The following is a 23433-nucleotide window of genomic DNA, read 5'->3' on the forward strand; positions in this document are numbered from 1 at the left end:
GGTACGGCATCGCGACCCGCGAAGGCGCTTGTGCTCGCTGCGCAACAGCCGGGCCGGATACCGTCTCATCGACTGACGGGTGGCGTGATCTTCGCGGCCCCAGGTTCACTGTGCGCTGCCCGCGGCCAGAGGCGCACCAGCAGGGCGCCCACGCCGGCTGCGGTCGCCAGTCCCGTGACCCCGATCCAGCCCCATTGCGCCAGGAGTAGGGCGCCGAGCGCGGACCCGGTCGCCATGCCAATGAACATGCCGGTGAAGAGGACGGCATTGAGGCGGCTGCGGGCGCCAGGGTCGATGCTGTAGACGATGGTCTGGTGCGCAATCAGCGCTGCCTGAATGCCGAGGTCGAAGCCGATCGCACTGGCGACGAGCAGGCCGAGTTGCGCATGCAGCGGCAGCATTGGGGCGAGCGCCATGGCCGCGAACGAGCCGATCACCAGGGTGGCCCCGAGCCGCGTGACCAGTTCGGGTCCGCGTTGATCGGCCAGCCGGCCGGCCAAGGGTGCGGCAAGGGCACCGGCCGCACCCGCCAGTCCGAAGGCGCCGGCTGCCGCAGCGCCCAGGCGGAAGGGCTCGCCATGCAGCATGACCGCCAGGGTCGACCAGAAGGCACTGAAGCCGACGGACAGGAGCGCCTGCGACCAGGTGGCCCGGCGCAACTCGCCATGCCGTTTCCACAGCTTGGCCAGCGAACCGAGGAGCTCGCCGTAGGAGAGCGTGGTCGTCGCCTTGAAGCGTGGAAGCCCGCGCCAGGCGGCGGCGCCAATCAGCGCCACGCTGCCCGCAGCGACGATGAACATCGTGCGCCAGCCCCAGTGCTCCGCGATGAAGCCGCTGACCACACGAGACAGCAGGATGCCCAAGAGCAGGCCGGTCATCACGGTGCCGACGACCTTGCCGCGGGACGCGTCGGGTGCCACGGTGGCGGCCGCGGGGACGATGTCCTGCGCCATCGTCGCGGAGAGGCCGATCACCAGGCTGGCCAGCAGCAGCATCGAGATGGAGGGCGACGCGGCGGCCAGAAGCAAAGCAGCGCACAGCACCGCTGCCTTCAGGAGGATGATCTTTCGGCGGTCGTATCGATCGCCCAGGGGCGCCAGAAACAAGATGCCCATGGCATAGCCGATTTGAGTCAGAGTCGGCACGAGACCCACCGACCGAGAGGATGCGCCGATGTCGGGCCCGAGCACGCCGAGCATGGGTTGGCTGTAGTACAGCGTGGCGACGCCCACGCCCGCGCCCGTGGCGAGCAGCAGCACCAGCGAGGGCTTCATCGTTGTCGTGTTCATGGTGTGCGCTCCGGGTCGGCAAGGGAAGAGACAGGGAGTGTGTTCATCGAAGAGCTCCGGCGGGTTGTGGAAGACCCATGGTCGGGCTGGGCGGTTTCGTGGCGGTGTCCACCGGGCCCGGAAGAATTGCATCTGCAACAACCGCTGAGCCGGTGCGCGTGCTCAGACATACCGGGGAATCGGTCCAACTTGCGGCGTGGTGTCGCCGCCGAGGTCAACGGCCACGCTATCGACGTAGCACCATCCCCAGCCTTCCGGCGGGTCGTAGCCTTCGATGATGGGTTGATGGGTCGCATGGAAATGCGCACGGGCGTGGCGGTGCGGAGACTGATCGCAGCACCCCACATGCCCGCAACTGCGGCAGATGCGCAAGTGCACCCAGGCGCTGCCGAGCGCAAGACATTCCTGGCAGCCCCGGGCGCTGGGAAGCACCTGGCGTATTTCATGGCGGTGTGTGCATTGCTGGCTCATGCGAGGTTCCTCAGGACATTGAAAGGTATTTGTGGACGAAGGCGACGGCCATGGCACCTTCGCCCACCGCCGATGCAACGCGCTTGATGGAGTCGTGGCGCACATCGCCCGCGGCGAAGGAGCCCGGGACGTTGGTTTCGAGGTGAAAGGGCGGGCGGCTCAGCGGCCAGGGCGTGTGCGAACCGGCGTCGCCCAGCAGATCCGAGCCAGTCACGATGTATCCCGCCGCGTCTCTCACGATGGCCGTATCGCGTGCCCACTCCGTATGGGGAAGGCCGCCGATGCAAACGAACATGTGGTGCGTCGCGAGCGTCGATGCCTTGCCGCTCGTTCTGTCTCGGACCGTGATTTGCGCCAGCGAGCGATCGCCGTCGACCCCGACGACTTCACAGTTCGTGACCACCCGGATGGTCGGCGACGCGACGATCTTGCGCACCAGGTAGTCGGACAGGGTGTCAGCCAGGCGATTACCGCGCACCAGCATCACGACCTGCCCGGCATACGCGGAAAGATGCATGGCCGCTTGTCCGGCGGAGTTGCCGCCACCGACCACGTACACGGTCTCCCCCCCGCACATCGGCGCTTCGCTCGCACCGGCGCCGTAGAAGAGACCGGCGCCCAGTAGGCGGTCTTCGTTGGCCAGCCCCAGGCGGCGCCAGGCGATCCCCGTGGCGCAGATGTTGGCGCGGGCCGTCAGCTGCGTGCCATCGGCCAGATCCACACGGATCCCGTTGTCCACGAAGATGGCATGTACCCCCTCACGCAGGCGCAGGATCTCCGCACCGAAGCGAACCGCCTGCTGACGCGCGCGCTCCGCCAGATCGGCGCCGCTGATGCCCTGGGGAAACCCCAGGTAGTTCTCGATCAGGGACGAGCTGCCGGCCTGGCCGCCAATCGCCTGGCGTTCCACAAGGATGGTTCGCAGACCTTCCGAGGCGGCGTATACCGCGGCGCTGAGACCGGCCGGACCGCCACCATAGATCGACACGTCGTAGGTCTTCAGACGCGGCTTGCGGATCCATCCCAGCTGCTGTGCCACGCCTTCGACGGTCGCCGCCACCAGGCGGCTGCCATCGGGGAACTCGCACAGCGGCAGCTGTGGATCGTCAAGACCCGAAAGCCCGGGGATCAGTCGCGCGGAGGCGGAATCCAGAGCGACCCATTCATACGGCACGAGGCTTCGGCTCAGAAAGTCGCGGATTGCGAACGCACGCGAGGAGTCCGGGGCGCCGAAGATCCGAACGTGCGCTGGGGGCACGGCCGCAGGCGGGCCCTCTTGATCTCTTTGTACGGCGTCAGTCATGTGAACCTTCCATCGGTTGAGGGGCGAGCGCTCTCGCCGTGGTGTCACTTTCCGACGGGGAGATGTCGCGCGCATTTCCGGTGGCGACGGTTGCCTTGCATATGAAACGTACCCGGCGCCACGCAGGGACGCAACGCTTTGGCGCACGCCTGGCCGTGCGTGGGCAAGGACGTCTCAGAGCGTGCGCGGCGAGACGGCCGTTTCGCGCATGACTGCTTCCGGCGAGCGGTACCGCTCGGCCATCTCTCGCTCCTCGGGCGTGGAGATCTGCGCCTGCATGTAGGCACCGAGCGCTCGTGCGTGGCCCACGATGAACGCCCCCTCCTGCAAGCGCTCCGCTTCATAACGCAGCAACGCCTTGGAAACGTCATCGCCGTACGCGAGCGCCTCTGCCAGCGCCCTGGCGTCGCTGCCTGCCTTGGTGACACCCATGCCGCAATGTGGCCGTGCCACGAACGCGGCATCGCCCAGGAGTGCGACACGCCCGAAGGCCAGCTGGGTGCTCTCCAGATCGAAGATCGGCTGGAAGAACAGGTTCTCGGTCTTCTCGACAAGTTCAGCGAACTGGGGCGAGAGAACCTGGTGCGCTGCCGTGCGCGCCTCCTCGAGCACCTCGGGTCGAATGAGCGGTGGCGGAATGCCGTCAGGCCAAACCTTCCCAGACGCGTCTGTGACCATCGAACGGAACGTGCTGACTTCGTCGGCGGGTCGATACCAGACGAAGTTGTACCGCCGATGCCCCGGGGCGACCGAGTTGTTCTGACCAGCCACGGGGTACGCGATCATCTGTTCGCGCGGTGGCAGCCCGAAGGCGAAGTAGGGAAAGAGTTCTCGCTGGGCCCGTTCGGACAACGCCGACTCCTCCACCAGACCGCGCCAGGCGATGTAGCCGGCGTACTGCGGTCGCACCTGGGGAAGCAGCGACTGCCGCACGGCCGAACGAAGGCCGTCCGCCGCGATCAGCAGGTCGGCACTGACGATCTCGCCGTCGGCGAATCTCGCCTCGACGGCGTCGGCGTCCTGCGCGAGGGACGTGAGGTGTTTCCCGTTGTGATACCGCGCGTCGGGGAACGCACTGCGCAGGACGTGGTAGAGCCGTCCCCAGGCGGTCAGGAGCTGCGGCAATTCGCGCTTGCCCGCGATGGAGCCGTCCTGCGCGAGCGTCACGCGCTGCGCCACCGTCACACCAAGGCTATCGTCAGCCGCGATCCCTGCAGCGGACAGCACTTCCATCAACTCGGGATGGGTCACGATTCCGGCGCCGCGCCCCTGCAATTCCTCGGCCACCCGCTCGTAGACGTGCACGTCCCAGCCAGCCCGCAGCAGCAGGTTGGCTGCGAAAAGACCGCCCAACGACCCGCCCACGACAACGGCCTTGCGTGCCGCCTTCATGGCTGTTGTCCTTGCTGCGCTTGGGTTTGGCCGGCCACCTGCGCAGCCTCCTCTGCAGGAAAATTCAACTCGATCGTGACGCCGGATGGGTCTTCGACAAAGACCTGATGAAGCCCCAGACTGGGCACGGTGCGCTCGCGAAACGCAAGCTGAGCGCTCTCCAGACGCGCCTGCATCCCCGTCAGGTCGGTCGCCAAGAAGGCCAGATGGTCCACGGCTGCACTGCCATGCAGACTGTCCGCACCCTTTTCTCCGAGGTAATCGACCAGACCCTGCGGGTCATTCGGGTCGACGCCAATCAGGTGGACCACGCCATAGTCGGCCTCGTCACCGCCTCGGTAGAGCCAGGCCCCGGGGAACTCAAAAGGAGGCCTGAAGCCCTCCTTGAAACCCAGGATGTCGGTGTAGAACTTGCGCGACGCGTCGAGCGTCGTCGTGCGCACGGAGTAATGCGCTAGCTTGGTGATCGGCATGGCTCTTTCCTTGATCCATTAGTTATCGATGGATAAATAGTAGACCGATCATCAAATGCGCGCAAGCGGGCTTGCGCGGCTTACCGCAGGAAGGCCTAGCCCCGCTGTGCTTTCAACACGGTCGGCACGCCCGCGATGAAGGCATCCACGCGCATGTCGATCAGCCGCTCCAGATTCTTGGGCGTCGGCAGTTCGTACACCCACTTGCGCACCCCGATATAGAAGACGCTCGAGTGCATGGCCCAGATGAGCTCGACCTCCTCGTCCTCATCCTGTGCACTGAGCGGCTCACGAATGCCGTAGCTATGGCGAAGCTCCCTGGCGATCACGAGAAAGTGCCGCTCCCTGAGGCGCGCCAAATACTTCTGGTTGATGCCGCCTCGACTCAGGCCCGCGTAGATGAAGATCCGCACCCATTCCCCTCGCAATACGAAGCGCGCGTAGTCTTTCAAGTAGCGCTTGAGCCTGTCCGGCAGGGGTACCGACCGGTCTGCGAGCCACTCCTCCCATTCGGGGTTCCAACGCCGAACGAAGACGTCTTCATACACGCGGTCGACCAAGGCCTCCTTGGTTGGAAAGTAACGGTAGAGCAGGGGCTGGGTGATGCCGAGTTCGCCGGCCAGTTCGCGCGTGCTGGCATCGAAGCCCTTGCGGGCGAAGAAGGCGGTCGCGGCCTGGAGGATCTGATGTTCACGGTCTTCCGGTGCGAGCCGCCGACGGGTGGGCGGCACAACGGCGGCGTCAGGTGCGCTGGGCTTGCGAGTGGCCATGGGATCGGGGTATTTCCTAGGTTGTTTATCGATTGACAAATTAATCGACGTGCCACAAAGTTATCACACGATAAACAGAAGGTGCTTTGCACGTCAAGGCACCGCCCAGGAGAACATCCCATGCACCCACGTTTTTGCGTCTCGCCTCGTCGGCTCCTGCTGGCTTTCACGACTGTAGCGTTCGTCTCGTCGGCTGGCCTGGCCCTGGCCCAGAGCGCACCGATCAAGATCGGACTGCCGATCCCGTTAACCGGTCCCTATGGCGCCGAGGCCAAGGACCAGGCGAAGAACGCCGAACTCGCGGTCAAGGAATTCAACGATGCGGGTGGGTTGGCAGGACGACGCGCCGAATTGCTGGTGCGCGATGACAAGCTCAATCCTGGCGAAGCCGCTACGCGGACGCTCGAACTACTGGAGAAGGACGGCGCGAACTTCATCGTCGGAGGGCTCTCGGCGGCGACGCAGCTGTCGATCAACAACGTGACACGCCAACGCAAGGTCATCTACGTCTCGATCAGCCAGTCCGACGCCATCAACGAAGCGGCGGATGCCAGCCCCTACACCTTTCATGAGGCGCTCAACCCGCACATGACGACGCAGGCGCTTGGCCGCTTCGTTTTCAAGAAGGGCATGCGCATCGCCTTCCTCACTGCGGACTATGCCTACGGGCAGGAAATGACGCGTGGCTTCACGCGTATCGCGAAGGAAGTGGGTGCGGAGGTGGTGGGAGAAGTCAAACATCCGCTGGGCCACCAGGACTATTCCACCTTCCTGCCGCGCCTGCAGGCCATGAAGCCCGACGTCCTCGTATTCAACAATTTCGGCCGAGACAACCAGGTCGCCATCAAACAGGCCGCCGACTTCGGCATGAAGAAATCGATGCGCTTCATGACACCGATCCTGACGTACACCGCTCGCGTCTCTGGCGGACCTTCGGTGTACGACGGCGTCATCGGCGGAACGCAGTACTTCTGGGGAATTCAGGACGGGACGCCTTCCGCCAAGACCTTCAATGCCAGCTTCCGCGCACTCAACGACGGGCGCTATCCCTCCGACTACGGGGCGATGGCGTACTCCGCGGTCAAATCGCTGCTCCTCGCGGTGAAAGCCGCCGGTTCTACAGACACCGAGAAGGTCGCGACGTCGTTGCGTGCGCTGAAATACGACACGTACAAGGGCACACAGTACTACCGCGCCTGCGATCAGCAGTCAGTGCAGTCGGTGATGGTGATCGAATCCAAAGCCAAGGATGTGAAGGACCCGGCCGATGTCTTCCGCGTCGTGCACGTCGAGCCTGCGAGCGAGTCGATGCTTCGCTCCTGCCAGGAACTGGGCTTCAAGTAATCGCGCCGGCGCCACCGCTTGCGAATGTCTGGATCCCTCATGGATGGAATCACCCCCCAACTGCTCGCGTTGCAGGTTTTCACAGGCCTCGCGCTCGGTGCAATCTACGTGCTGCTGGCCGTCGGCCTGTCGCTCATCTTCGGCATGTTGACCGTCGTCAACTTCGCGCACGGCGCGTTCTTCATGCTGGGTGCGTACATCGGCGTGTTCGCCGCGGAGCAGACCGGCAGCTTCTGGGCCGCGTTGGTGCTTGCGCCGCTGGCCGTCGCCGTCGTCGGGATGGCATGCGAGCGATGGTTGATCCGTCCGCTGTACGGGCGAGGCATCGACTATCCATTGCTGCTCACCTTCGGCTTGGCCTACATCATGGTTGAAGGCGTTCGTATCGTGTTCGGCAAGTCTGGTCTGCCCTTCGACACGCCGGAAATCCTGCAGGGCTCCGTCAGCCTGGGCTTCGCCGACTTTCCGACCTACCGACTCTTCGTCATCGCCGTGGTCGCGGCCCTTTTGCTCGGACTCTGGCTGTTGATCGAACGTACGTCCTTTGGACTGATCGTTCGGGCCGGCGCACGCGACCCGGTCATTGTCCGCGTGCTCGGCATCGACGTGTCGCGCGTCTGGCTGTTGGTTTTTGGGATGGGCACCGGCATCGCCGCGCTGGCCGGTGTGCTGTCTGCGCCGCTGCAAGGCGTCTCTCCCGAGATGGGGACTTCGGTGCTGACGGTCGCATTCGTCGTCACGGTCGTCGGCGGCATGGGATCTCTCATGGGCGCAGTGGTCGCAGGACTGCTCGTCGGCGTGGTCGAAAGCCTGGCGGTGCTGTTTTTCCCAGAGGCCGCCAAGGTCTCGATGTTCGTGCTGATGGCCGGCGTGCTGCTGGTGCGTCCGCAGGGCCTCTTCGGTCGTGCCGGCCTGATGGCCTGAGCGCGCTCTCCTCCAAGGAAACATATGACCACCACCCTGAAAGCTGCAGTGCGGCCGATCGATAGCGGCACGAAGCACCCTGCGAGAAGGGCAATGAAGGCGATCGCGAAGCACCGCATCGCTGCGACCTTTGCGGTCCTTGCCGTCTTCCCGTGGCTGATGCCCTATCAGTCGCTGGCCATCAACATCCTGGTCTATGGCCTCTATGCAGTGGGCTTCAACCTGTTGTTCGGCTATACCGGCTTGCTGTCGTTCGGGCATGCCGCGTTCCTCGGCGTGGGGGCCTATACCGCCGGCATCCTCATCGCTCAGCATGGCACCGCTTGGTGGCTGGCTATCCCTCTCGCCATCGTTGCTGGATGCATCGTTGCGCTCGCCATGGGCCTGTTGGCCATTCGCACGCGCGGCATCTATTTCGCGATGGTTACGCTGGCGCTGTCGCAATGCGTGTACTTCCTCATCTACCAGCTACCGGCCTCTGGCGGAGAGAACGGACTGCGCGGCGTGAACGTGAGCGAGGTGTCGCTGCTGGGCCTGAAGCTCGATCTGCTCAACCCGATGCAGAAGTACTACTTTGTCTTTGCCTTCGTCATGGTTGCCATGGGCGTGCTCTCCCGGATCCTTGCATCGCCGTTTGGCGCTGCCATCGAAGCAGTTCGCGAGAACGAAGCCCGAGCGCGAGCCTGCGGCTTCGATATCGAGCGCACCAAGCTGCTGTCCTTTGTTCTGTCCGCTGGCTTTTGCGCGCTGGCCGGTGCGCTCAACGCGATCCATCTGTCGAGCGTGCCGATCGAGACCTTGCACTACGCGACGTCGGGGATGGTCGTCATGCTGTGCTTGCTGGGTGGCATGGGCACGTACTTCGGTCCGTTTGTGGGGGCAGCACTGTTCCTGCTGATCCAAGACACGGCTTCGGCATGGACCGAGCACTGGCAGCTCTACGTCGGCATCGTGTTCGTTTTCTTCGTGCTCTTCTTCCCGAAGGGTGTGTGGGGAACCCTGCTCGAAAGGCTGAGCCATGACCGCTGATCCCGTCATCGAGACCCGCGGCGTGGGCATGCGCTTTCAGGGGTTCACCGCGCTCAAAGACGTCAATGTTCGCATCCAGCCTGGCATCTTGACGTCCATCATCGGGCCCAACGGAGCAGGCAAGAGCACCTACTTCAACATCCTGTCCGGCGCGTTGCGGCCATCCGATGGGCAAGTGCTGTTTCAAGGCAATGACATCACCGGCACGCCGCCTCACCGGTTCGCGCACATTGGTATCGCCAAGTCGTTTCAGATCACGAACCTTTTCCCAAACTTCACCGCTCTGGAGAACGTACGCATCGGCCTGCAGGCACATGTGTCGCGTTATGGGCTCTGGCGCAGGCGAGCTCTGCTCCAAGGGCTCACCGAAGAAGCGACGGCACTGCTCGAGACCGTGGGGCTTGCGGACTGTGCACAGAGACCGGCTCGGGAGCTCGCTCATGGCCAGCAGCGGGCACTGGAGATCGCGGTGGCTCTTGCGGCCCGACCGCGGCTTTTGCTGATGGATGAACCCACCGCTGGCATGAGCCCTGAAGAAACGCGCGTGATGATGGACCTGATCCGCAAGCTCGTCGGGGAGCGCACGGTGGTCTTGGTCGAGCACAAGATGAAGATGGTGATGAGCATCAGCGAGCGCCTGGTCGTGCTGCATCACGGCGAACTCATCGCCGAAGGGACGCCCGACGACATTCGAGGCAACGAGATGGTTCGACGCGTCTATCTCGGCCAAGGCCAACACTAGGGAATCGGAGGATCTCATGGCACTTTTGGAAATCAAGGGCCTCCACGCCTGGTATGGGTCGAGCCACGTGCTGCAAGGCATCGACCTGGATGTGGAACAGGGCGAACTCGTCTGCCTGATCGGACGCAATGGCGCAGGAAAGACCACGACAGTCAAAAGTGTGGCCGGCCTTATGTCAAAGGTTCGTGGGTCGATCCGGTTCGACGGCGAGGAGTTGGTCGGCCTGCCGGCCCATGCAAGGTTCGTCCGTGGCCTGGCCTATGTGCCGGAAGAGCGCCGCATCGTCCCGGGACTGACCGTTCGCGAGAACATCCGGTTAGGTCTGCTGTCGTCGCCGCTGCGCCGCAAAGAAAGCGACGTCATCGAAGAGATCGCCGAAACCTTTCCCCGGCTCAAGGAGCGACTGGACCAGGCAGCGACCACGATGTCAGGGGGTGAGCAGCAAATGCTGGCGATTGCACGCGCAGTGGCAGCGAAGCCCCGCTTCGTCTTACTCGACGAACCTTCGGAAGGCATCATGCCGCTGCTCGTCGACGAAATGTTTGCCTACTTCTCGGCGTTGAAGAAGTCGGGCGTCACCATCCTGCTGATCGAGCAAAACGTCGATCTCGCGCTGCGCATCGCCGACCGGGCCTACATCCTCGACCAGGGCGGCATCGTGTACCGGGGAACGGCCGAGGAGATGCTCGGCGACGCGGCCATCCAAGAACGCTACTGCGCGGTGTAGCGCTACCCCGAGGCCGACGCATGGCACGCCGGCTCCCGCATCGACCGCACCAGGTGGTCTTCTTGGGTGGTCAGTTGGGTTTGAGATGACCATCCCGCAACGCGGCGCGGATCAGGTCGACATCCTTGTCGATCATCGTTTGAAACTGTTCCGGCGTGCCACCCGCCGGCGTCAGTCCCAGGGCCTTGAGCTTGGCTGCGACTTCCGGCGAGCGAATGGCAGCGTTCATGTCCAGGGAGAGCTTTTGGGCGACTGCCGTGGGCGTCTTCTCGGCGATGAAGAAGCCATTCCATTGCGACGACGTGAATCCCTTGACGCCAAGTTCCTCGAAGGTGGGAACGTCGGGCGAGAGGGGCGGCCGCTGCTCGCCGGTTGCGGCAAGGATCTTGATCTTTCCCGAGGGCAGATGAGGCGCAACCGCACTGTATGGCAAGAAGGAGGAAGAGACCTGGCCGTTGAGCAGTTGGACGATGACGTCACTGTTGCCCTTGAAGGGCACGTGGGTGATCTCGATGGACGCCGATTTCTGCAAAGCGAGCAGCAGCAGATGACCGGTCGACCCGTTGCCGAAAGACCCGAAGGACAGCGCGCCCGGGTCGGCCTTTGCACTGCGAATGAATTGGTCCAGCGTCTGCGGCATGGCGGCGTTCTTTTCCTGGCGGCCGACCACGAAGTACATCGGCGTCTCGGTGGCGGCGATGAGCGGCTTCAACTCCTTGAACGTGTCGAACGGCATCTTCTTCGTGAAGGTGTTCTGCACGATCAGTGAGATGTTGCTGAGGATCGTGTAGCCATCGGCAGGAGCGCGAACCACATCGGAGGTTCCGATCAATGTGTCGGCGCCGGGCTTGTTGTCCACCAGGACGGGCTGCTTCCAGATTTGCGAGAGCTGCAGGGCGAGGGTACGGGCGATCGCATCGGAGTTTCCGCCGGCGGGAAACGGCACCACGATCCGTACGGGACGGTCCGGGAAGCCGACTGCCTGGCTTTGGGCGAGCGCGGCCGTCACGGTCGATGTCGCGGCCGTGCCGATGAGCGCGGCGATGAGTTGGCGTCTGGTTGTCATGGTTGGTCTCCTGGTTTGTTGTTCGGAATGAAGGGCAAAAGCAAGTACGCCGGATCGGACGGATCGACGTACAGCGTCCCCGTTGCGTCGAAGATCGCAGGCGGGCGGTCTTCGGGATCGTCATGCACGAACGGCCCGCAACCCCGCATCGGGTTCTTCATGTTGGACAAGGTCGCGGCGGGACCGTCGAATTCGTAGTCCTTTCCGCGAAGGGTCAAGCCGAGGCGGTAGCCGGCAGGGACCACGATCGATGTGGGCCAAATCTCCACATCGAGGCTCACCGGGACGCCGGCTGTCAGGCGTTCTTCGACGTCATGGGTGTGGAAGGGGCGCCAGGGCTGGCTGCGGGCCGGATCGGTCTTGCGATGCGACGCACGAAGCCAACCCTGCGCCAGCGGGGTATGGGGATCGAGCGCACCCTGGAAGGTCACCTCGGCGCCCTCGGGAGAAAAGAGGCGCAGCACGATGAAGAGATCGAGGTCCGCGGTGCTGGACGCCACGCGCAGGTGCACGGCCGAAGGTCCGGTGATCTCGGTGGGTTCCGACATCGGCGCCGACGTGAAGGTCAATCCGTGGCCCATGGTCGCGTAGTCGACGCGCGCAGCCCGCTGGGGCGGGGTGGGGGTCAGCGCCAACGTTTGTACGTCCAGGTAAAGACGGGTCCATCTCGTGCGCGGGAGGGGCCATGCCGACTCGTCGCGTTGTTCGAAACGGCCATCGGCGTGACGAATCTGTAGTTGCACGGCAGGCGTCGCGTCCCAGCCGTTCGGCTCACCCTTCAAGAAGTGATCGAAGAACCGCCGCTGCAGTTCGATGCCGCGCGCCGTGTAGAAGCCCGCCCAGTGGGACCCACCGTGCACTTCGAGCCATCTCTGCGCACTGCCCGCGCGAAGGAAGCCTTCGATATTGCCTCGACTGTGCAGCCCTTGTCCGCCCCAATTGGCTGCGGACAGCAGAGGCACCCGGATGTCCTCGAGCCTGGGGGTGCGCGCCTGGTAATAACCGTCGACCAACTTGCGGCTGCTGAGCTCACCCCACAGATCGGTGCGCAGCGCGGCCAGGTCTTCCTCGCTCAAGGTCTCGGGGCCGCACACCAGTTCGCCGGTGACGGCGCTGCGCGGTCCGCGATCGCCGCGTCCGTGTTGGACCGACACCACCTGCATGTCCTGCCAATGGCGTGTGAACGTGCAGAGGATGCCCCCATGACGAGCCGACTCCCGGTAACGGTCGTTGTATCCCTCCCAGACGCAAATGGCGGCCAGGTGCGGCGGCTGAAGAGCCGCGGCGCGCCATTGGTTGCTCGCATAGTAGGAGACGCCGCTCAGGCCGATTCGCGTGTTGGACCAGGGCTGTGCTGCCGCCCATTCGATGCACTGCAGCAGGTCCTGCGTTTCCCGGTCGGAATGCAGGTCCATGACGCCCGGGGAGCGGCCTGCGCCGCGCGAGTCGACGCGCACGCAGGCGTAGCCGAAGCCCACCCACTTCTCCGGGTCGACCACCTCCCAGTTCTGGTATCGGTTGGACGAGCCTTGCGCCGCATCGGGATGGTCCCTGACCATGATCTCCCAGGCGGTCGGGTAGCCCTCCTGGAAAGACAGGCCTTTGCCATAGGGGCCGTACGACAACAGTACGGGATGCAGGCCCGGTCCCGATGGACGGAACACATCTGCGCGAAGCGTCTGGCCGTCGTCCATGACGATGGGCACGTCCCACGCGATGACCATGTCCTGCTGTGCGTGGGTGGCGCGTTCGCCCGTATCACGGATCGCCGTCATTCGAAGTCTCCTTGTCAGTGCTTGGAAGCGCATGCTAGAAATTCCTCAGCCATAAGGAAAATACTTCTTGTCGATAAGATCGATACCGATCTGTGATGAGGAGATGCGATGGATCTCGTCCAACTGCGGTATTTCTTGAAAGTGGTCGAGCTCCGTAGCTTCACGCGCGCAGCAGCGGCCCTGCACATCGCTCAACCGGCCATCACCCGCCAGGTGCGCATGCTCGAAGAGGAACTCGACGTGCAACTGTTGCTGCGTCATAGCCGCGGTGCCGAGCCGACTGCTGCGGGCGTCCGTCTCAGCGAGGGCGCTGGGGCCATGTTCCGCCTGCTCGGTCAGACCCGGGCCGACGTTGCTGCCTCTGCGTCGGAAGTCTCGGGGACCTTGCGGATCGGCTTTCCGCCCTCGCTGGGCGACCTGCTCATTGGCTCCACCGTCGGCCTTTTTCGTTCGCGCTATCCGCGCGTCGTGCTGAGCCTGCAGGAGGGCTACAGCCATTCGCTTCGCGACGGTCTGCTGGCAGATCGTCTGGACGTCGCTCTACTGACAGGTGGCGACTCGAACCAATTGCTCGTCACGACGCATCTTTTCGACGAGACACTATGGCTGCTCGATCCGCCCGGGCCGCGTGCGCGAACCGGCGTACGGCGCCGCCCCTTCGATTTCGCGGAGATCGGAATGCGAGACCTGGTGCAACCGAGCCGCGCCAATACGCTGCGTCAGCTCGTCGACAACGAAATTGCGCGCGCTGGTGGACAGTCCAAAGTGGTCGTGGAGGCTGAATCACTGTCGCTCATCAAAGACTTGGTGCGTCGGGGTGTGGGATCGCACGTGTCGCCTTACTCGGCCGTCGGCGCCGCAGTGCAATCCGGCGAATTTCCCGGTGGACCGGTCCGAGATGCGCATATCGCACGATATCTGGCGCATCGCATCGATCGTCCCATGAGTCTTGCCTTCGCGCGATTCAACGACCTGCTGCAAGAGCGGGTTCGTGAGATAGCCCGGGCGTCGAGAGGTGCGATCCGGTTGGTCCCAGGCATGCTGATCAAAGCCGTACGTCGAGAGGGCTCGGAGGACGCCGTCAGGCCGAAGCCACGAGCCCCTCGAGCGCGTGGCGGAACATCGTCGGCTGGCCCATGAACCGGTCGACCGGCAACTTGAAGAAGTGCGCCCCCATCCCCACGGCCAAGGTCGGGTAACCCTCGCCCTTGAGGTCGGCAATGAGCTCGCGGGTCTGCGCCAGGTGGTCCGGAAGGCCGCGCAGGGCTTCGTCGATGGCGCGGTCGAAGGCCGCAGCGCCGATCCCGATTTCTTCCCCCAGCCGCAGGACTTCGGGGCGCTTGGTGATGCAGCGTCCGTCGACGAAGTACGCTGCCTGCAGACGCCGCAGCATCGGCCACCCCGCTGCGGCAACGCGCTCGGCAGCGAGCATGGCCGCTGCCGGTGGGCAGGTGTCGGCCGATGCATCGCACGAGAGCACCCCTTGCTGGTAAGCGCTGCCGAAGGGCTGACGCGCTTCCTCCAGAAGCTGCATCTTCTGTCGCAAGGCGAGCTCCCGCATCGCCAGTGAATGGGTCATGGAGCCGAGGCGAGGCTTGGGCGCCGTGCCGTGGGTCACGACGCGCACGTGTGACATAGCCAAGGCACTCTCGACGAGCGGAGCCGCGCCGTAGCTGCGTGCGCAGAAAGGCTCGTAGATGTAATGCAGGGTCAGCGTGGGCGAGCTCGGGTTCATGGTCGGCGCCTGCGCTTCAAAGGCTTGCTTGCACGCCGACGCTCAAGGGGGTGTGACAGACCCATGATCTGGTCCCCCATGCGCATGCCCCAGGCCGTCATGGCCAGGCCTTCGCGCAGTTGCAGCTTCTGCCAGCTCGCCAGCGCCAGATCGATGCGCGTGTTCGCCGATTTGAGAATCATGGCCAGGGCGAGCGCATTGGCCGCTGCCTTGGCGGTACTTCCGGCGGTGTGGGGACGCGGGACGAAGGCTGCGTCCCCCAGCAGTACGGCGCGCCCGAACACCATCTTCTCGACCTGCAGGTCCAGGATGGCCTGAGCAAATGGCTCTCGCGTGCCGTGCACCAACGCCTGAAAGGTCGGTGCCAACTGGTCTGACGCGGCGTGCCTGAGCCGGGCGATGTCCTCGTCCTTCATCAAGCCCGGCGCCAGTGAGAAGGCATGGCGCGCACCGAACCGGTCGGTCATCAGCGACGGGAGTTCCTGCATCGGCTCGGCCTTGCGGTACCACACCCAGTTCCAACGCCGCTCGCCCGCCTGAACCGAACGGTTGTCGCCCGGGACGAGGTACTCCAGCAGCAGGTGATCTTCGCCTTGCTGGAAGGCGAAGGTGCCTGCAAGCACCTCGGCCGCAGCCGGCGGCAGGTCCGCTTCCGGGACCAGCCCGCGCCACGCCACGTAGCCCGCGTAACGGGGGGGGCGCCCCGGCATTACCTGTTCGCGAACGGCGGAGCGCGCGCCGTCGGCTCCGATCAGCAGGTCGCCTCGCTCGACACGCCCGCTGGCGAAATGGGCGGTGATGCCGTCGGCGTCCTGTTCAAAGCGCACGAACCGCTCTCCCGGGTGCACGACCGACGCTGGCAGGTGCGCCTTCATGGTCGCGTAGAGCATGTTCCAGGACGTCTGCGTCTGCGGCATGAAGGTGCGACTGATCACCTCGTCCGCGCGGTTCAGATAGATGCGGTCGCCGGACTGCACGCCCAGCCCGCTGCCCGTGCGGATTCCGGCGAAGTCGAACGCGGCCAGCACGTCGCCCTGCAGCACGATGCCACCGCCGCGGCTGTCCAACTCGTTGGGCGAGCGTTCGAAGATGTCGACGTCCCATCCGATCGCACGCAGGGTCGTGGCCGTGAAGAGCCCGCTGAGCGACCCCCCGATGATGAGCGCGCGTGGCTTGCGGTTCACGACGCCTCCGTGGGTGACGCGTCGGCCTCCACCAGCTCACGCAGGACCTGGGCAAACACCGAAGCCGGTTGTGCGCCACTCACCGCGATCCCTGCGAGCCGATGCGCCGGCACGGCCTGAATGCCCGCGCGCTGAGCCTCGCGTTCAGCTTTTTCGACTTCGCGATCGCCGGCTGTCGTGGCCAGATAGGCCCGTGCCTCGTCGGCGTCGAAACCGGCCTCTGCGGCGAGTGTTGCAAGAACCTCGGCGGCCCCGATGTCGCGCCCTTCGGAAAAATAGGCCGAGAAGATCGCCTCGAACAGTGCCTCGCTGCGAGGCCCCGGATCCCTGGCTTGTGCGAAGTGCATCAGGCGATGGGCCAGCCGGGTGTTCGGCGTCAGGCTGATGCGGTCGTACTGGAAAGCCAGGCCGGCGCGCTTGCCTGCCAGCGTCACCGCCGCGTCCATTGCCTGCGAGCGCGCCCAACTGCCGAACTTGGCGCTGCGGTAGGCCTTCCGGTCAACACCTTTGGTTGGCAGCGTGGGGTTGAGTTCGTAGGGGAGGTACCGAAGGGTCGCACCCGGCGGGTTGACTTCAGTCAAGGCGGTTTTGAGGTGTCGGTGGCCGATCCAGCACCAGGGGCAGATGAAATCGGAGGTGACCAGGATTTCGAGGGGTTTCATTCTTGAGTCCTTGCGTTGAGCACTTGGGCCAATGTAGGCTTTGCAAGATCAATACTGAATACGGCCGATATGCAACGCAGCATTGCGCTGGCCGCAACGCAAGGGGCTCATGGACAAATTGCTCGCCCTTCGGGCATTCAAGGAGGTGGCCGAGACTGGCGGCTTTTCGAAGGCCGCGCGGCGCCTGGGCGTGGCCACCTCGTCGCTCACCCGGCAGCTCGATGCGCTGGAAGCGTCGCTTGGCAGCGCCTTGCTCACGCGCACCACGCGGCAGGTGACGCTCACGGACGCCGGCTCCGCCTATCTGGAGCATGTCAGCCGCGTGCTCTCGGACCTCGAGGAGGCAGACGGGGCGGTGGCCGACACCGGCACCGAGGCGGTCGGCCCGCTCCGCGTGTCGATGCCGGTCACCTTTGGGCGCCTGTGCATTGGCCCGCACATCGCCCGCTTTCTGGAAAGCCACCCCCGCGTATCGCTCGAGATGGTGCTCTCGGACGAATACGTCGACCTGGCCGCCGATCGCATCGATGTTGCCGTGCGCATCGGCCCGCCCGAGAAGCAACCCAATCTCATCGTCAAGCTGCTGGCAGTACACCATCGCTACGTGGTCGCCAGTCACGCGTACCTCCAGCACCATCCCCTGCCGGTCGAGCCTGGCGCGTTGAGTCAGCACGAATGCGTGCTCTTCGCCTACCGGGCAGGACCGCAGCGTTGGTCGTTCAGCAGTCCTGGTGGCGTCCAGGGCGTCGAGGTGAACGGGCGGCTGTCCGCAAACAATTCGGATGTGTTGCGCGATGCAGTCCTCGGCGGCCTGGGCGTTGCACTGCTGCCGCAGTGGCTGGTCGAGGGGGATGTGGTGCAAGGTCGCCTTCAACGCCTGTTCGAGGACTACGACGTCAACCCGCTTGCCCAGACGATCAGCGTGCATGCCGCATACCTTCCGAATCGGCGTCATTCGCGCAAGGTGCAGGCCATGCTTGAATTTCTTCAGCGCCACGTCGCTCTGCCTGTGGGGCCGTGAGCCGTGGCTACTCGCGCATGCCCGCGGATTCGACGATGCGCCGGTATTGGGCCGCATCCTTGGCCATGATCGAAGCCAGACCCTCGTCGCCGCGCCCGACGACCACACCAACCTGTTCCAGCCGTTGCCGAATGCCCGGGTCCTGCAGCGCGCCCTTGAGCGCGACCTGGAGCTTGCTCACGATCTCAGGCGATGTCTTGCGTGGCGCCATCAGCGCGTACCAGGCCACCAGGTCATAACCCTTGAGCGCTGGATGCTCGCCCAATGCCGGGACCGACGGCAGCAGCGGGATCCGCTGCGAACTCGTCACGGCGAGCGGCACGATGCGGCCCGCATCGATGAAGGGCTGCGCCGCTCCGGGGCCGAGGAACGCGAACTCGATCGCGCCGCCCGCCAGGTCGCTGGCGATGCCGCTGGCACCCCGGTAGGGAATGTGAAGGATCGACAGGCCGCCTTGCCGCTTCACCAACTCGCCCGAGAAATGAAGCATCGAGCCGACGCCCGAGGTGCCGTAGCTGAACTTGCCTGGATTGGCCTTCACGGTCGAGACGAATTGGTCCAGCGTCTTCACGCCGCTCTGCGTCGAGGCGACCAGCACCAGCGGGATGGAGCCGACGTAGCCGATGGCGACGAGGTCCCTGGCAGCGTCGTACTTCTGCGAAGGGTTGAGCAGCTGCGTTGCGACGAACTCGCTGCTGGAGCCGAAGATCAGTGTCTGCCCGTCCGGTGCGGCGCCGACGACGCGCTGCACGCCGATGGCGCCGGCTGCGCCGCCCACGTTCTCGATGACGGTCGTGGCAGCCAGCTTCTTTCCGAGGCCGTCGGCCACGGCACGCCCGACGGCGTCGACGCTGCCGCCTGCCGGGTAGCCGATGACGATGGAGATCGGACGGTTGGGGTAGGCGCTCTGGCCTTGCGCCGCCGTGCCGGCCAGCAGTGCGGCGGCCAACGCCCATCGCGCACCACCGACGCACAGGCGTCTCAAAGGGATGGCACGGCAGATGAGTGAATTGGAGGTCATGAGCACGAGCTCGAAGGTTGTGGACGGTGGCGATCTTCGGTGACGCTTCCATGACGGGAAAGGACAATATTTAGGAGGATTCCAGACCCAGTCGGTCACACCACTCGGGCGCCTTTCGCCGTACCGCGGCCATCGCATGGGCCGCTGGTCGGACACGTCCGGTCCGTGACGCTGAGAAAAAACGTCCTTTCCAAGGGGGCCGGTTCATCACGATCATCCGGTGCGCTACGGCACGCCGGCGCTGCCGCTGTCAGCCGTGTTTCATCTGTAAGGGCGCGCCCGAGCACCGACATCGCGCCGAAGCGCAACGCCGCGACAGTGACACATCGCCTGCTGGGCTTCGGACTCGGCCGGATCCGCCGACAGGGCGCTGTAGCACTGCACCACAAGGACCGTCACGTGAGCGTGAAGACAATTTTCTCCCGGCGTTCGCCGACCCAGCCCAGGGGTATCGCCTGGGCGCGCCTGACAGCCGCGCTGGTGGGCCTCGTTCTGCTGGGCGCGCTCGGCGCATGGGCACTCAGCCTGCGCAGCGAGATCGCGCCCATTGCGCGTCCGGCGCCCGACAGCTTCTCGATCGCGCTGGTGCAGCGCGGCGCTCGCCTGGCCGCCGTGGGCGACTGCGTGGTCTGCCACACGGCCGAAGGGGGTAAGCCATTTGCGGGCGGCCGTGCACTGGCCACGCCGTTCGGCACGCTCTACGCTACCAATCTGACGCCCGACGAAGGCACCGGCATGGGCCACTGGTCGCTCGACGCTTTTCGGCGCGCCATGCGCGAAGGGGTGGCGCGCAATGGAGCGCATTTGTATCCGGCGCTGCCTTACGAGCACTTCCACAAGGTCAACGACGAGGACTTGGCTGCCATCTACGCGTTCCTGATGACGCGCGGTGCCGTCGAGCAGCGTGCACCGCCGAATGAACTCATTCCGCCGCTGGGGTTCCGACCCTTGCTCGCAGGCTGGAAGATGCTCTTCCTGCGCAACGAGCCTTTCCGGCCGGTGCCCGCGCGCAGCGCGGAATGGAACCGCGGCGGCTATCTGGTGGAGGGGCTGGGACATTGCGGTGGCTGCCACACGCCACGCAACGTGCTGGGCGCGGAGCAATGGAAGATGCCATTCGCCGGCGGGCTGGCCGAGGGCTGGGATGCCCCTGCGCTCGATGCCACGAACCCGGCCGCCGACCGCTGGAATGCGGCTGCGCTCTACCGCTACCTGCGCGAGGGCGCGCACCCCGAGCACGGCGTCGCCGTGGGGCCGATGGGACCGGTCGCGCACGCACTGGGCCAGGCAGCGCCCGAAGATGTTCGCGCCATCGCGGTCTACATCGACGAACGGATGCATCCGGCGGGTACACCGTTATCGGCTTCGTTGCCCCCACAGCACGCTCTGCCCAGGCCGATCGTCGAGAACATCGACTTGGCAGCGCGCGTCCAACCGCTCGGCGCGACCGTGTTCGCCGGTGCTTGCGCCGGCTGTCATGCGACGGGTGCCTCCATGCTGCGCGCCGGCCGCGCGGGAATGTCGGACTTGACGGCCCTGCAGTCGGACAGCGCGCGCAACGCGGTCATGGCCATCCTTGCGGGCCTGCGCACACCCACCACCGATGAACGCCCGCTGATGCCGGCGTACGGGGACACGCTCAGCGATGCGCAGATTGCCGCGGTGGCCGCCTACGCGCGCGCCCGCTACACCGACCGGCCCCCCTGGCCCGACTTGGAGCGCACGGCCGCCAAGGTCCGCAAGGACAGGAGCTCGCCATGACACTTCGTTTGCAAATCAACGGGACCGAGCGTGCCGTCGAGGCCGATCCCTCGACCCCGCTGCTCTACGTGCTTCGAAACGACCTGGCGCTGCATGGTGCCAAGTACGGCTGCGGGCTTGGCCAGTGCGGTGCGTGCACGGTGCAGGTCGACGGTCGCGCGGTGTTCTCGTGCGTTACGCCTGCCGGCGCGCTCGAGGGCCGCGCCATCCGAACGGTGGAGGGGCTGGGAACGGCCGAGCGGCCGGGCGTATTGCAGCGGGCCTTTGCCGAGGAGCAGGCCGCGCAGTGCGGCTACTGCATCGCCGGCATGATCATGCGGGCGCAGGCCTTGCTGGACCGCAACCCGTCGCCCAGTGACGATGAGATCCGGGCGCACATGCAGCCCAACCTGTGCCGATGCGGCACCCACATGCGCATCCTGCGGGCCGTGCGGCGCGCTGCTGAAATGATGCGTGCCGGTGGAAAGGCGAAGCGATGAGCCGCGATCTCACCGTGACGATGCAGCGTCGGACGTTCCTCCAATCGGCGGGTGCGCTGGTGGTGGGCTTCTCGCTCGCAGGGCGCTCGCTGGCCCAGCTGGCGGGCGGGGGCGAAGGCGGCGCCGCACCCGGGATCGTGGCGCCGGATCTCCCCGGCGATCTCAAGCGCATCCCCTGGCTCGATGCCTGGATCCGGATCGATGCGAACGGCGCCATCACGGTCTTCACCGGCAAGGTCGAGCTGGGGCAGGGCATCCGCACCGCCTTGCTGCAGGTCGCCGCCGAGGAACTGGACGTGGGGCCGGAACGCATCACCCTCGTGACCGCCGACACTGCGCGCACGCCGGACGAGGGCCTCACGGCCGGCAGCCATTCGATGCAGGACAGCGGAACGGCCATTCGCAACGCGGCCGCCAGCGTCCGCCTTCTGCTGACACAGGAGGCGGCGTCACAGTGGTCGATGCCCGTGGCCGTGGTCGCCACCGGCGGGGATGGACAGATGAAGGCGCCGGACGGGCGCCGGCTGTCGTACGGGGAGCTGGCGGCAGGCTTGTCGATGCATGTTCCCGCGCTGGCTGATGCGCCCCTTCGGGAGCCGTCGACCTTCCGGACCATGGGGCGGTCGCTGCCGCGCATCGACATCCCGGCCAAGCTCAGCGGCGGCGCGGCTTATGTGCAGGACATGCACATGCCCGGCATGCTGCATGCGCGCGTGGTGCGCGGCCCGAGCCACGGCACACGGTTGAAGCCGATCGACGGCGCCACGCTGGGCCGTGCGAAGGCCATCGCGCAGCTGGTGCAGAGCGCGGACTTCATGGCGGTCGTTTCCGACAATGAATGGAAGTCGATCCAGGCGATGCGCATCTTGCAGGCCGGCGGCATCGATCGACCCGGTGCCGCGCCGGCAGCCATGGATCCCGCCGTCACGCTGCAGCGTCTGCCCCGGCGCGACATCGAGATCCTGTCGACGCACGACCCCGCCGCGCCGGCCGTCCACAGCGTCCGGGCTCGCTACACCCGGCCCTGGCTGCACCACGGGTCGATCGGGCCGTCCTGCGCCGTGGCGCTGTTCAAGGACGGCGTCATGACGGTGTGGAGCCACAGCCAGGGGATCTTCGACGTGCGGCGCGTGGTGTCCGACCTGCTGGGCTTGCCGCTCGACAAGGTGCATGCCGTCCATGTCGAGGGCTCGGGCTGCTACGGCCAGAACGGCGCGGACGACGTGGCGGCCGATGCGGCGCTGGTCGCACGCGCGGTGCCAGGCCGGCCGATCCGCCTGCAATGGATGCGCGAGCAGGAGCAGGGCTGGGAACCCCTGGGGCCTGGCATGGTGACCGAAGTGGCCGCGTCGATGGACGCGCAGAACCGCATCGTCTCCTGGCGCTACGAGGTGTGGAGCAACCCGCACAACAACCGCCCGGTCGGCGCCGGTGGCGTCGTCGCCGGGCAGGAGGTCAGCCCGGCGTTCCCGGTGCCAGAAGGCAAGCCGATTCCCATGCCCGAGGGGGACGGCAGTCGTAACTCGAACCCGCTCTACAACCTGGCCAACATGCAGGTGACCTATCACTTCGTCAAGGACATGCCGGTGCGGGTCTCGGCGCTGCGCTCGCTCGGTGCCCATTTGAATGTCTTCTCGATCGAGTGCATGTTCGACGAACTCGCAAAGCTCGCGCAGACCGATCCGCTGGCGCTGCGCCTGGCCCACATGCAGGACGCACGCGCGCGCGACGTCATGACAGCTGCGGCGCGTCGCTTCGATTGGGCAGCCCGACCACGCGGCAACGGTGTGATCGGCTGCGGCATGGGCTTCGCTCGATACAAGAACCTGGGAGCGTATTGCACGGTGATGATGGAGATCGAGGTGCAGCGCGACACGGGTCGAATCATCGTGCGCCGTGTGGTGTGTGCGGTCGATTGCGGTCAACCGGTCAACCCGGATGGCATCCGCAACCAGATCGAAGGCGCCGTCATTCAGTCCCTCAGCTGGACAACTGCGGAAGAGGCCGGCTTCGAGGGCGGCCTGCGTACCGCCTTCGACTGGAGCGCCTACCCGATCCATCGATTCTCCGATGTGCCCCACTCGATCGACGTGGAGATCATCGACCGCCCGGGCCAGCCTTTCCTGGGTGTGGCCGAAGCAGCGCAAGGACCGGCCGCCGCGGCGCTGGCCAATGCGCTTGCGGATGCCACCGGAACTCGCTTGCGCGACATGCCGTTGAACCCTCGACGCGTGCTCGCCGCGCTCAATCCACCCGTCTGAGAGA

The 23433-nt window shown here is 65.5% G+C and carries 22 protein-coding genes; 10 read left to right on the forward strand and 12 right to left on the reverse strand.

From position 1 onward, the window contains the following. Window positions 1–65: 65 nt before the first annotated feature. The 6 genes from N8A90_RS18825 to N8A90_RS18850 all read right to left on the reverse strand — a co-directional run bounded on the left by N8A90_RS18825 (window position 66) and on the right by N8A90_RS18850 (window position 5698). On the reverse strand, window positions 66–1289 hold the full coding sequence (locus tag N8A90_RS18825; protein WP_262076542.1) for an MFS transporter: 1224 nt from the start codon (window positions 1287–1289) through the stop codon (window positions 66–68). Window positions 1290–1451: 162 nt separating this feature from the next. Next, the gene (locus N8A90_RS18830) at window positions 1452–1760 is read right to left on the reverse strand and encodes a UBP-type zinc finger domain-containing protein (protein ID WP_262076543.1); all 309 of its coding nucleotides are present in this window, start codon (window positions 1758–1760) and stop codon (window positions 1452–1454) included. Window positions 1761–1770: 10 nt separating this feature from the next. Next, a complete protein-coding gene (locus tag N8A90_RS18835) occupies window positions 1771–3063 on the reverse strand; it encodes an NAD(P)/FAD-dependent oxidoreductase (protein WP_262076544.1) in 1293 nt (430 codons plus the stop codon). 174 nt (window positions 3064–3237) lie between these two features. After that, window positions 3238–4455, reverse strand: a complete 1218-nt coding sequence (locus N8A90_RS18840) for an FAD binding domain-containing protein (RefSeq protein ID WP_262076545.1) — start codon at window positions 4453–4455, stop codon at window positions 3238–3240. After that, window positions 4452–4928, reverse strand: coding sequence for a VOC family protein (locus N8A90_RS18845; protein WP_262076546.1), 477 nt, complete (start codon window positions 4926–4928; stop codon window positions 4452–4454). Before N8A90_RS18845 ends, N8A90_RS18840 begins: the two co-directional genes overlap by 4 nt. A gap of 95 nt (window positions 4929–5023) precedes the next feature. Next, complete coding sequence (locus tag N8A90_RS18850; protein WP_262076547.1) at window positions 5024–5698, reverse strand: TetR/AcrR family transcriptional regulator; 675 nt, start codon at window positions 5696–5698, stop codon at window positions 5024–5026. A 120-nt stretch (window positions 5699–5818) separates the two neighbouring features. On the opposite strand from N8A90_RS18850, the gene N8A90_RS18855 reads away from it, so the two are divergent. From N8A90_RS18855 to N8A90_RS18875, 5 genes are read left to right on the forward strand one after another with little or no spacing between them, the layout of a single operon-like run. Beyond that, window positions 5819–7042: an ABC transporter substrate-binding protein gene (locus N8A90_RS18855; protein WP_262076548.1), complete on the forward strand. Its 1224-nt coding sequence runs from the start codon at window positions 5819–5821 to the stop codon at window positions 7040–7042. Between the two features lie 39 nt (window positions 7043–7081). Beyond that, window positions 7082–7966 (forward strand): branched-chain amino acid ABC transporter permease, encoded by an 885-nt coding sequence (locus N8A90_RS18860; protein ID WP_262076549.1) that lies wholly within the window; start codon window positions 7082–7084, stop codon window positions 7964–7966. 24 nt (window positions 7967–7990) lie between these two features. Then, window positions 7991–8995 carry a branched-chain amino acid ABC transporter permease gene (locus N8A90_RS18865; protein ID WP_262076550.1) on the forward strand — a complete coding sequence of 335 codons (1005 nt, stop codon included), beginning with the start codon at window positions 7991–7993 and terminating at the stop codon, window positions 8993–8995. Further along, complete coding sequence (locus tag N8A90_RS18870) at window positions 8985–9737, forward strand: ABC transporter ATP-binding protein (RefSeq protein ID WP_262076551.1); 753 nt, start codon at window positions 8985–8987, stop codon at window positions 9735–9737. The genes N8A90_RS18865 and N8A90_RS18870 overlap by 11 nt, the downstream gene beginning before the upstream one ends. A gap of 16 nt (window positions 9738–9753) precedes the next feature. Then, entirely contained in the window at window positions 9754–10464 is a 711-nt protein-coding gene (locus N8A90_RS18875) for an ABC transporter ATP-binding protein (protein ID WP_262076552.1), read from the forward strand. 70 nt (window positions 10465–10534) lie between these two features. Here the strand turns inward: N8A90_RS18875 and N8A90_RS18880 are convergent, their stop codons facing one another. Both N8A90_RS18880 and N8A90_RS18885 read right to left on the reverse strand, forming a co-directional pair. Further along, complete coding sequence (locus tag N8A90_RS18880) at window positions 10535–11530, reverse strand: Bug family tripartite tricarboxylate transporter substrate binding protein (RefSeq protein WP_262076553.1); 996 nt, start codon at window positions 11528–11530, stop codon at window positions 10535–10537. After that, complete coding sequence (locus N8A90_RS18885) at window positions 11527–13305, reverse strand: CocE/NonD family hydrolase (protein WP_262076554.1); 1779 nt, start codon at window positions 13303–13305, stop codon at window positions 11527–11529. The genes N8A90_RS18880 and N8A90_RS18885 overlap by 4 nt, the downstream gene beginning before the upstream one ends. 108 nt (window positions 13306–13413) lie before the next feature. Here N8A90_RS18885 and N8A90_RS18890 point away from each other — a divergent pair, with 108 nt between their 5' ends. Then, a complete protein-coding gene (locus N8A90_RS18890; protein ID WP_262076555.1) occupies window positions 13414–14445 on the forward strand; it encodes a LysR family transcriptional regulator in 1032 nt (343 codons plus the stop codon). Here the strand turns inward: N8A90_RS18890 and N8A90_RS18895 are convergent. The 3 genes from N8A90_RS18895 to N8A90_RS18905 are packed head-to-tail and all read right to left on the reverse strand — an operon-like array spanning window position 14387 to window position 16886. Next, window positions 14387–15040, reverse strand: a complete 654-nt coding sequence (locus N8A90_RS18895; RefSeq protein ID WP_262076557.1) for a DsbA family protein — start codon at window positions 15038–15040, stop codon at window positions 14387–14389. The genes N8A90_RS18890 and N8A90_RS18895 overlap by 59 nt on opposite strands. Then, window positions 15037–16224: an FAD binding domain-containing protein gene (locus tag N8A90_RS18900; protein ID WP_262076558.1), complete on the reverse strand. Its 1188-nt coding sequence runs from the start codon at window positions 16222–16224 to the stop codon at window positions 15037–15039. Before N8A90_RS18900 ends, N8A90_RS18895 begins: the two co-directional genes overlap by 4 nt. Further along, entirely contained in the window at window positions 16221–16886 is a 666-nt protein-coding gene (locus tag N8A90_RS18905) for a DsbA family oxidoreductase (RefSeq protein ID WP_262076559.1), read from the reverse strand. The genes N8A90_RS18900 and N8A90_RS18905 overlap by 4 nt, the downstream gene beginning before the upstream one ends. 109 nt (window positions 16887–16995) lie before the next feature. Between N8A90_RS18905 and N8A90_RS18910 the strand changes: the two genes are divergently transcribed. Continuing rightward, complete coding sequence (locus N8A90_RS18910) at window positions 16996–17907, forward strand: LysR family transcriptional regulator (protein ID WP_262076560.1); 912 nt, start codon at window positions 16996–16998, stop codon at window positions 17905–17907. Window positions 17908–17914: 7 nt separating this feature from the next. Here the strand turns inward: N8A90_RS18910 and N8A90_RS18915 are convergent, their stop codons facing one another. Then, complete coding sequence (locus N8A90_RS18915) at window positions 17915–18928, reverse strand: Bug family tripartite tricarboxylate transporter substrate binding protein (protein ID WP_262076561.1); 1014 nt, start codon at window positions 18926–18928, stop codon at window positions 17915–17917. Window positions 18929–19093: 165 nt separating this feature from the next. Here N8A90_RS18915 and N8A90_RS18920 point away from each other — a divergent pair, with 165 nt between their 5' ends. Genes N8A90_RS18920 through N8A90_RS18930 form a run of 3 tightly spaced genes read left to right on the forward strand, consistent with a single transcriptional unit; the run spans window position 19094 to window position 23429 of the window. Further along, window positions 19094–20689 carry a c-type cytochrome gene (locus N8A90_RS18920; RefSeq protein ID WP_262076562.1) on the forward strand — a complete coding sequence of 532 codons (1596 nt, stop codon included), beginning with the start codon at window positions 19094–19096 and terminating at the stop codon, window positions 20687–20689. Further along, the gene (locus tag N8A90_RS18925; RefSeq protein ID WP_262076563.1) at window positions 20686–21168 is read left to right on the forward strand and encodes a (2Fe-2S)-binding protein; all 483 of its coding nucleotides are present in this window, start codon (window positions 20686–20688) and stop codon (window positions 21166–21168) included. Before N8A90_RS18920 ends, N8A90_RS18925 begins: the two co-directional genes overlap by 4 nt. After that, a complete protein-coding gene (locus tag N8A90_RS18930) occupies window positions 21165–23429 on the forward strand; it encodes a molybdopterin cofactor-binding domain-containing protein (protein ID WP_262076564.1) in 2265 nt (754 codons plus the stop codon). Before N8A90_RS18925 ends, N8A90_RS18930 begins: the two co-directional genes overlap by 4 nt. The last annotated feature ends 4 nt before the right edge of the window (window positions 23430–23433 follow it).

Source organism: Variovorax sp. N23 (assembly GCF_025486315.1).
Taxonomy (GTDB): domain Bacteria; phylum Pseudomonadota; class Gammaproteobacteria; order Burkholderiales; family Burkholderiaceae_C; genus Variovorax.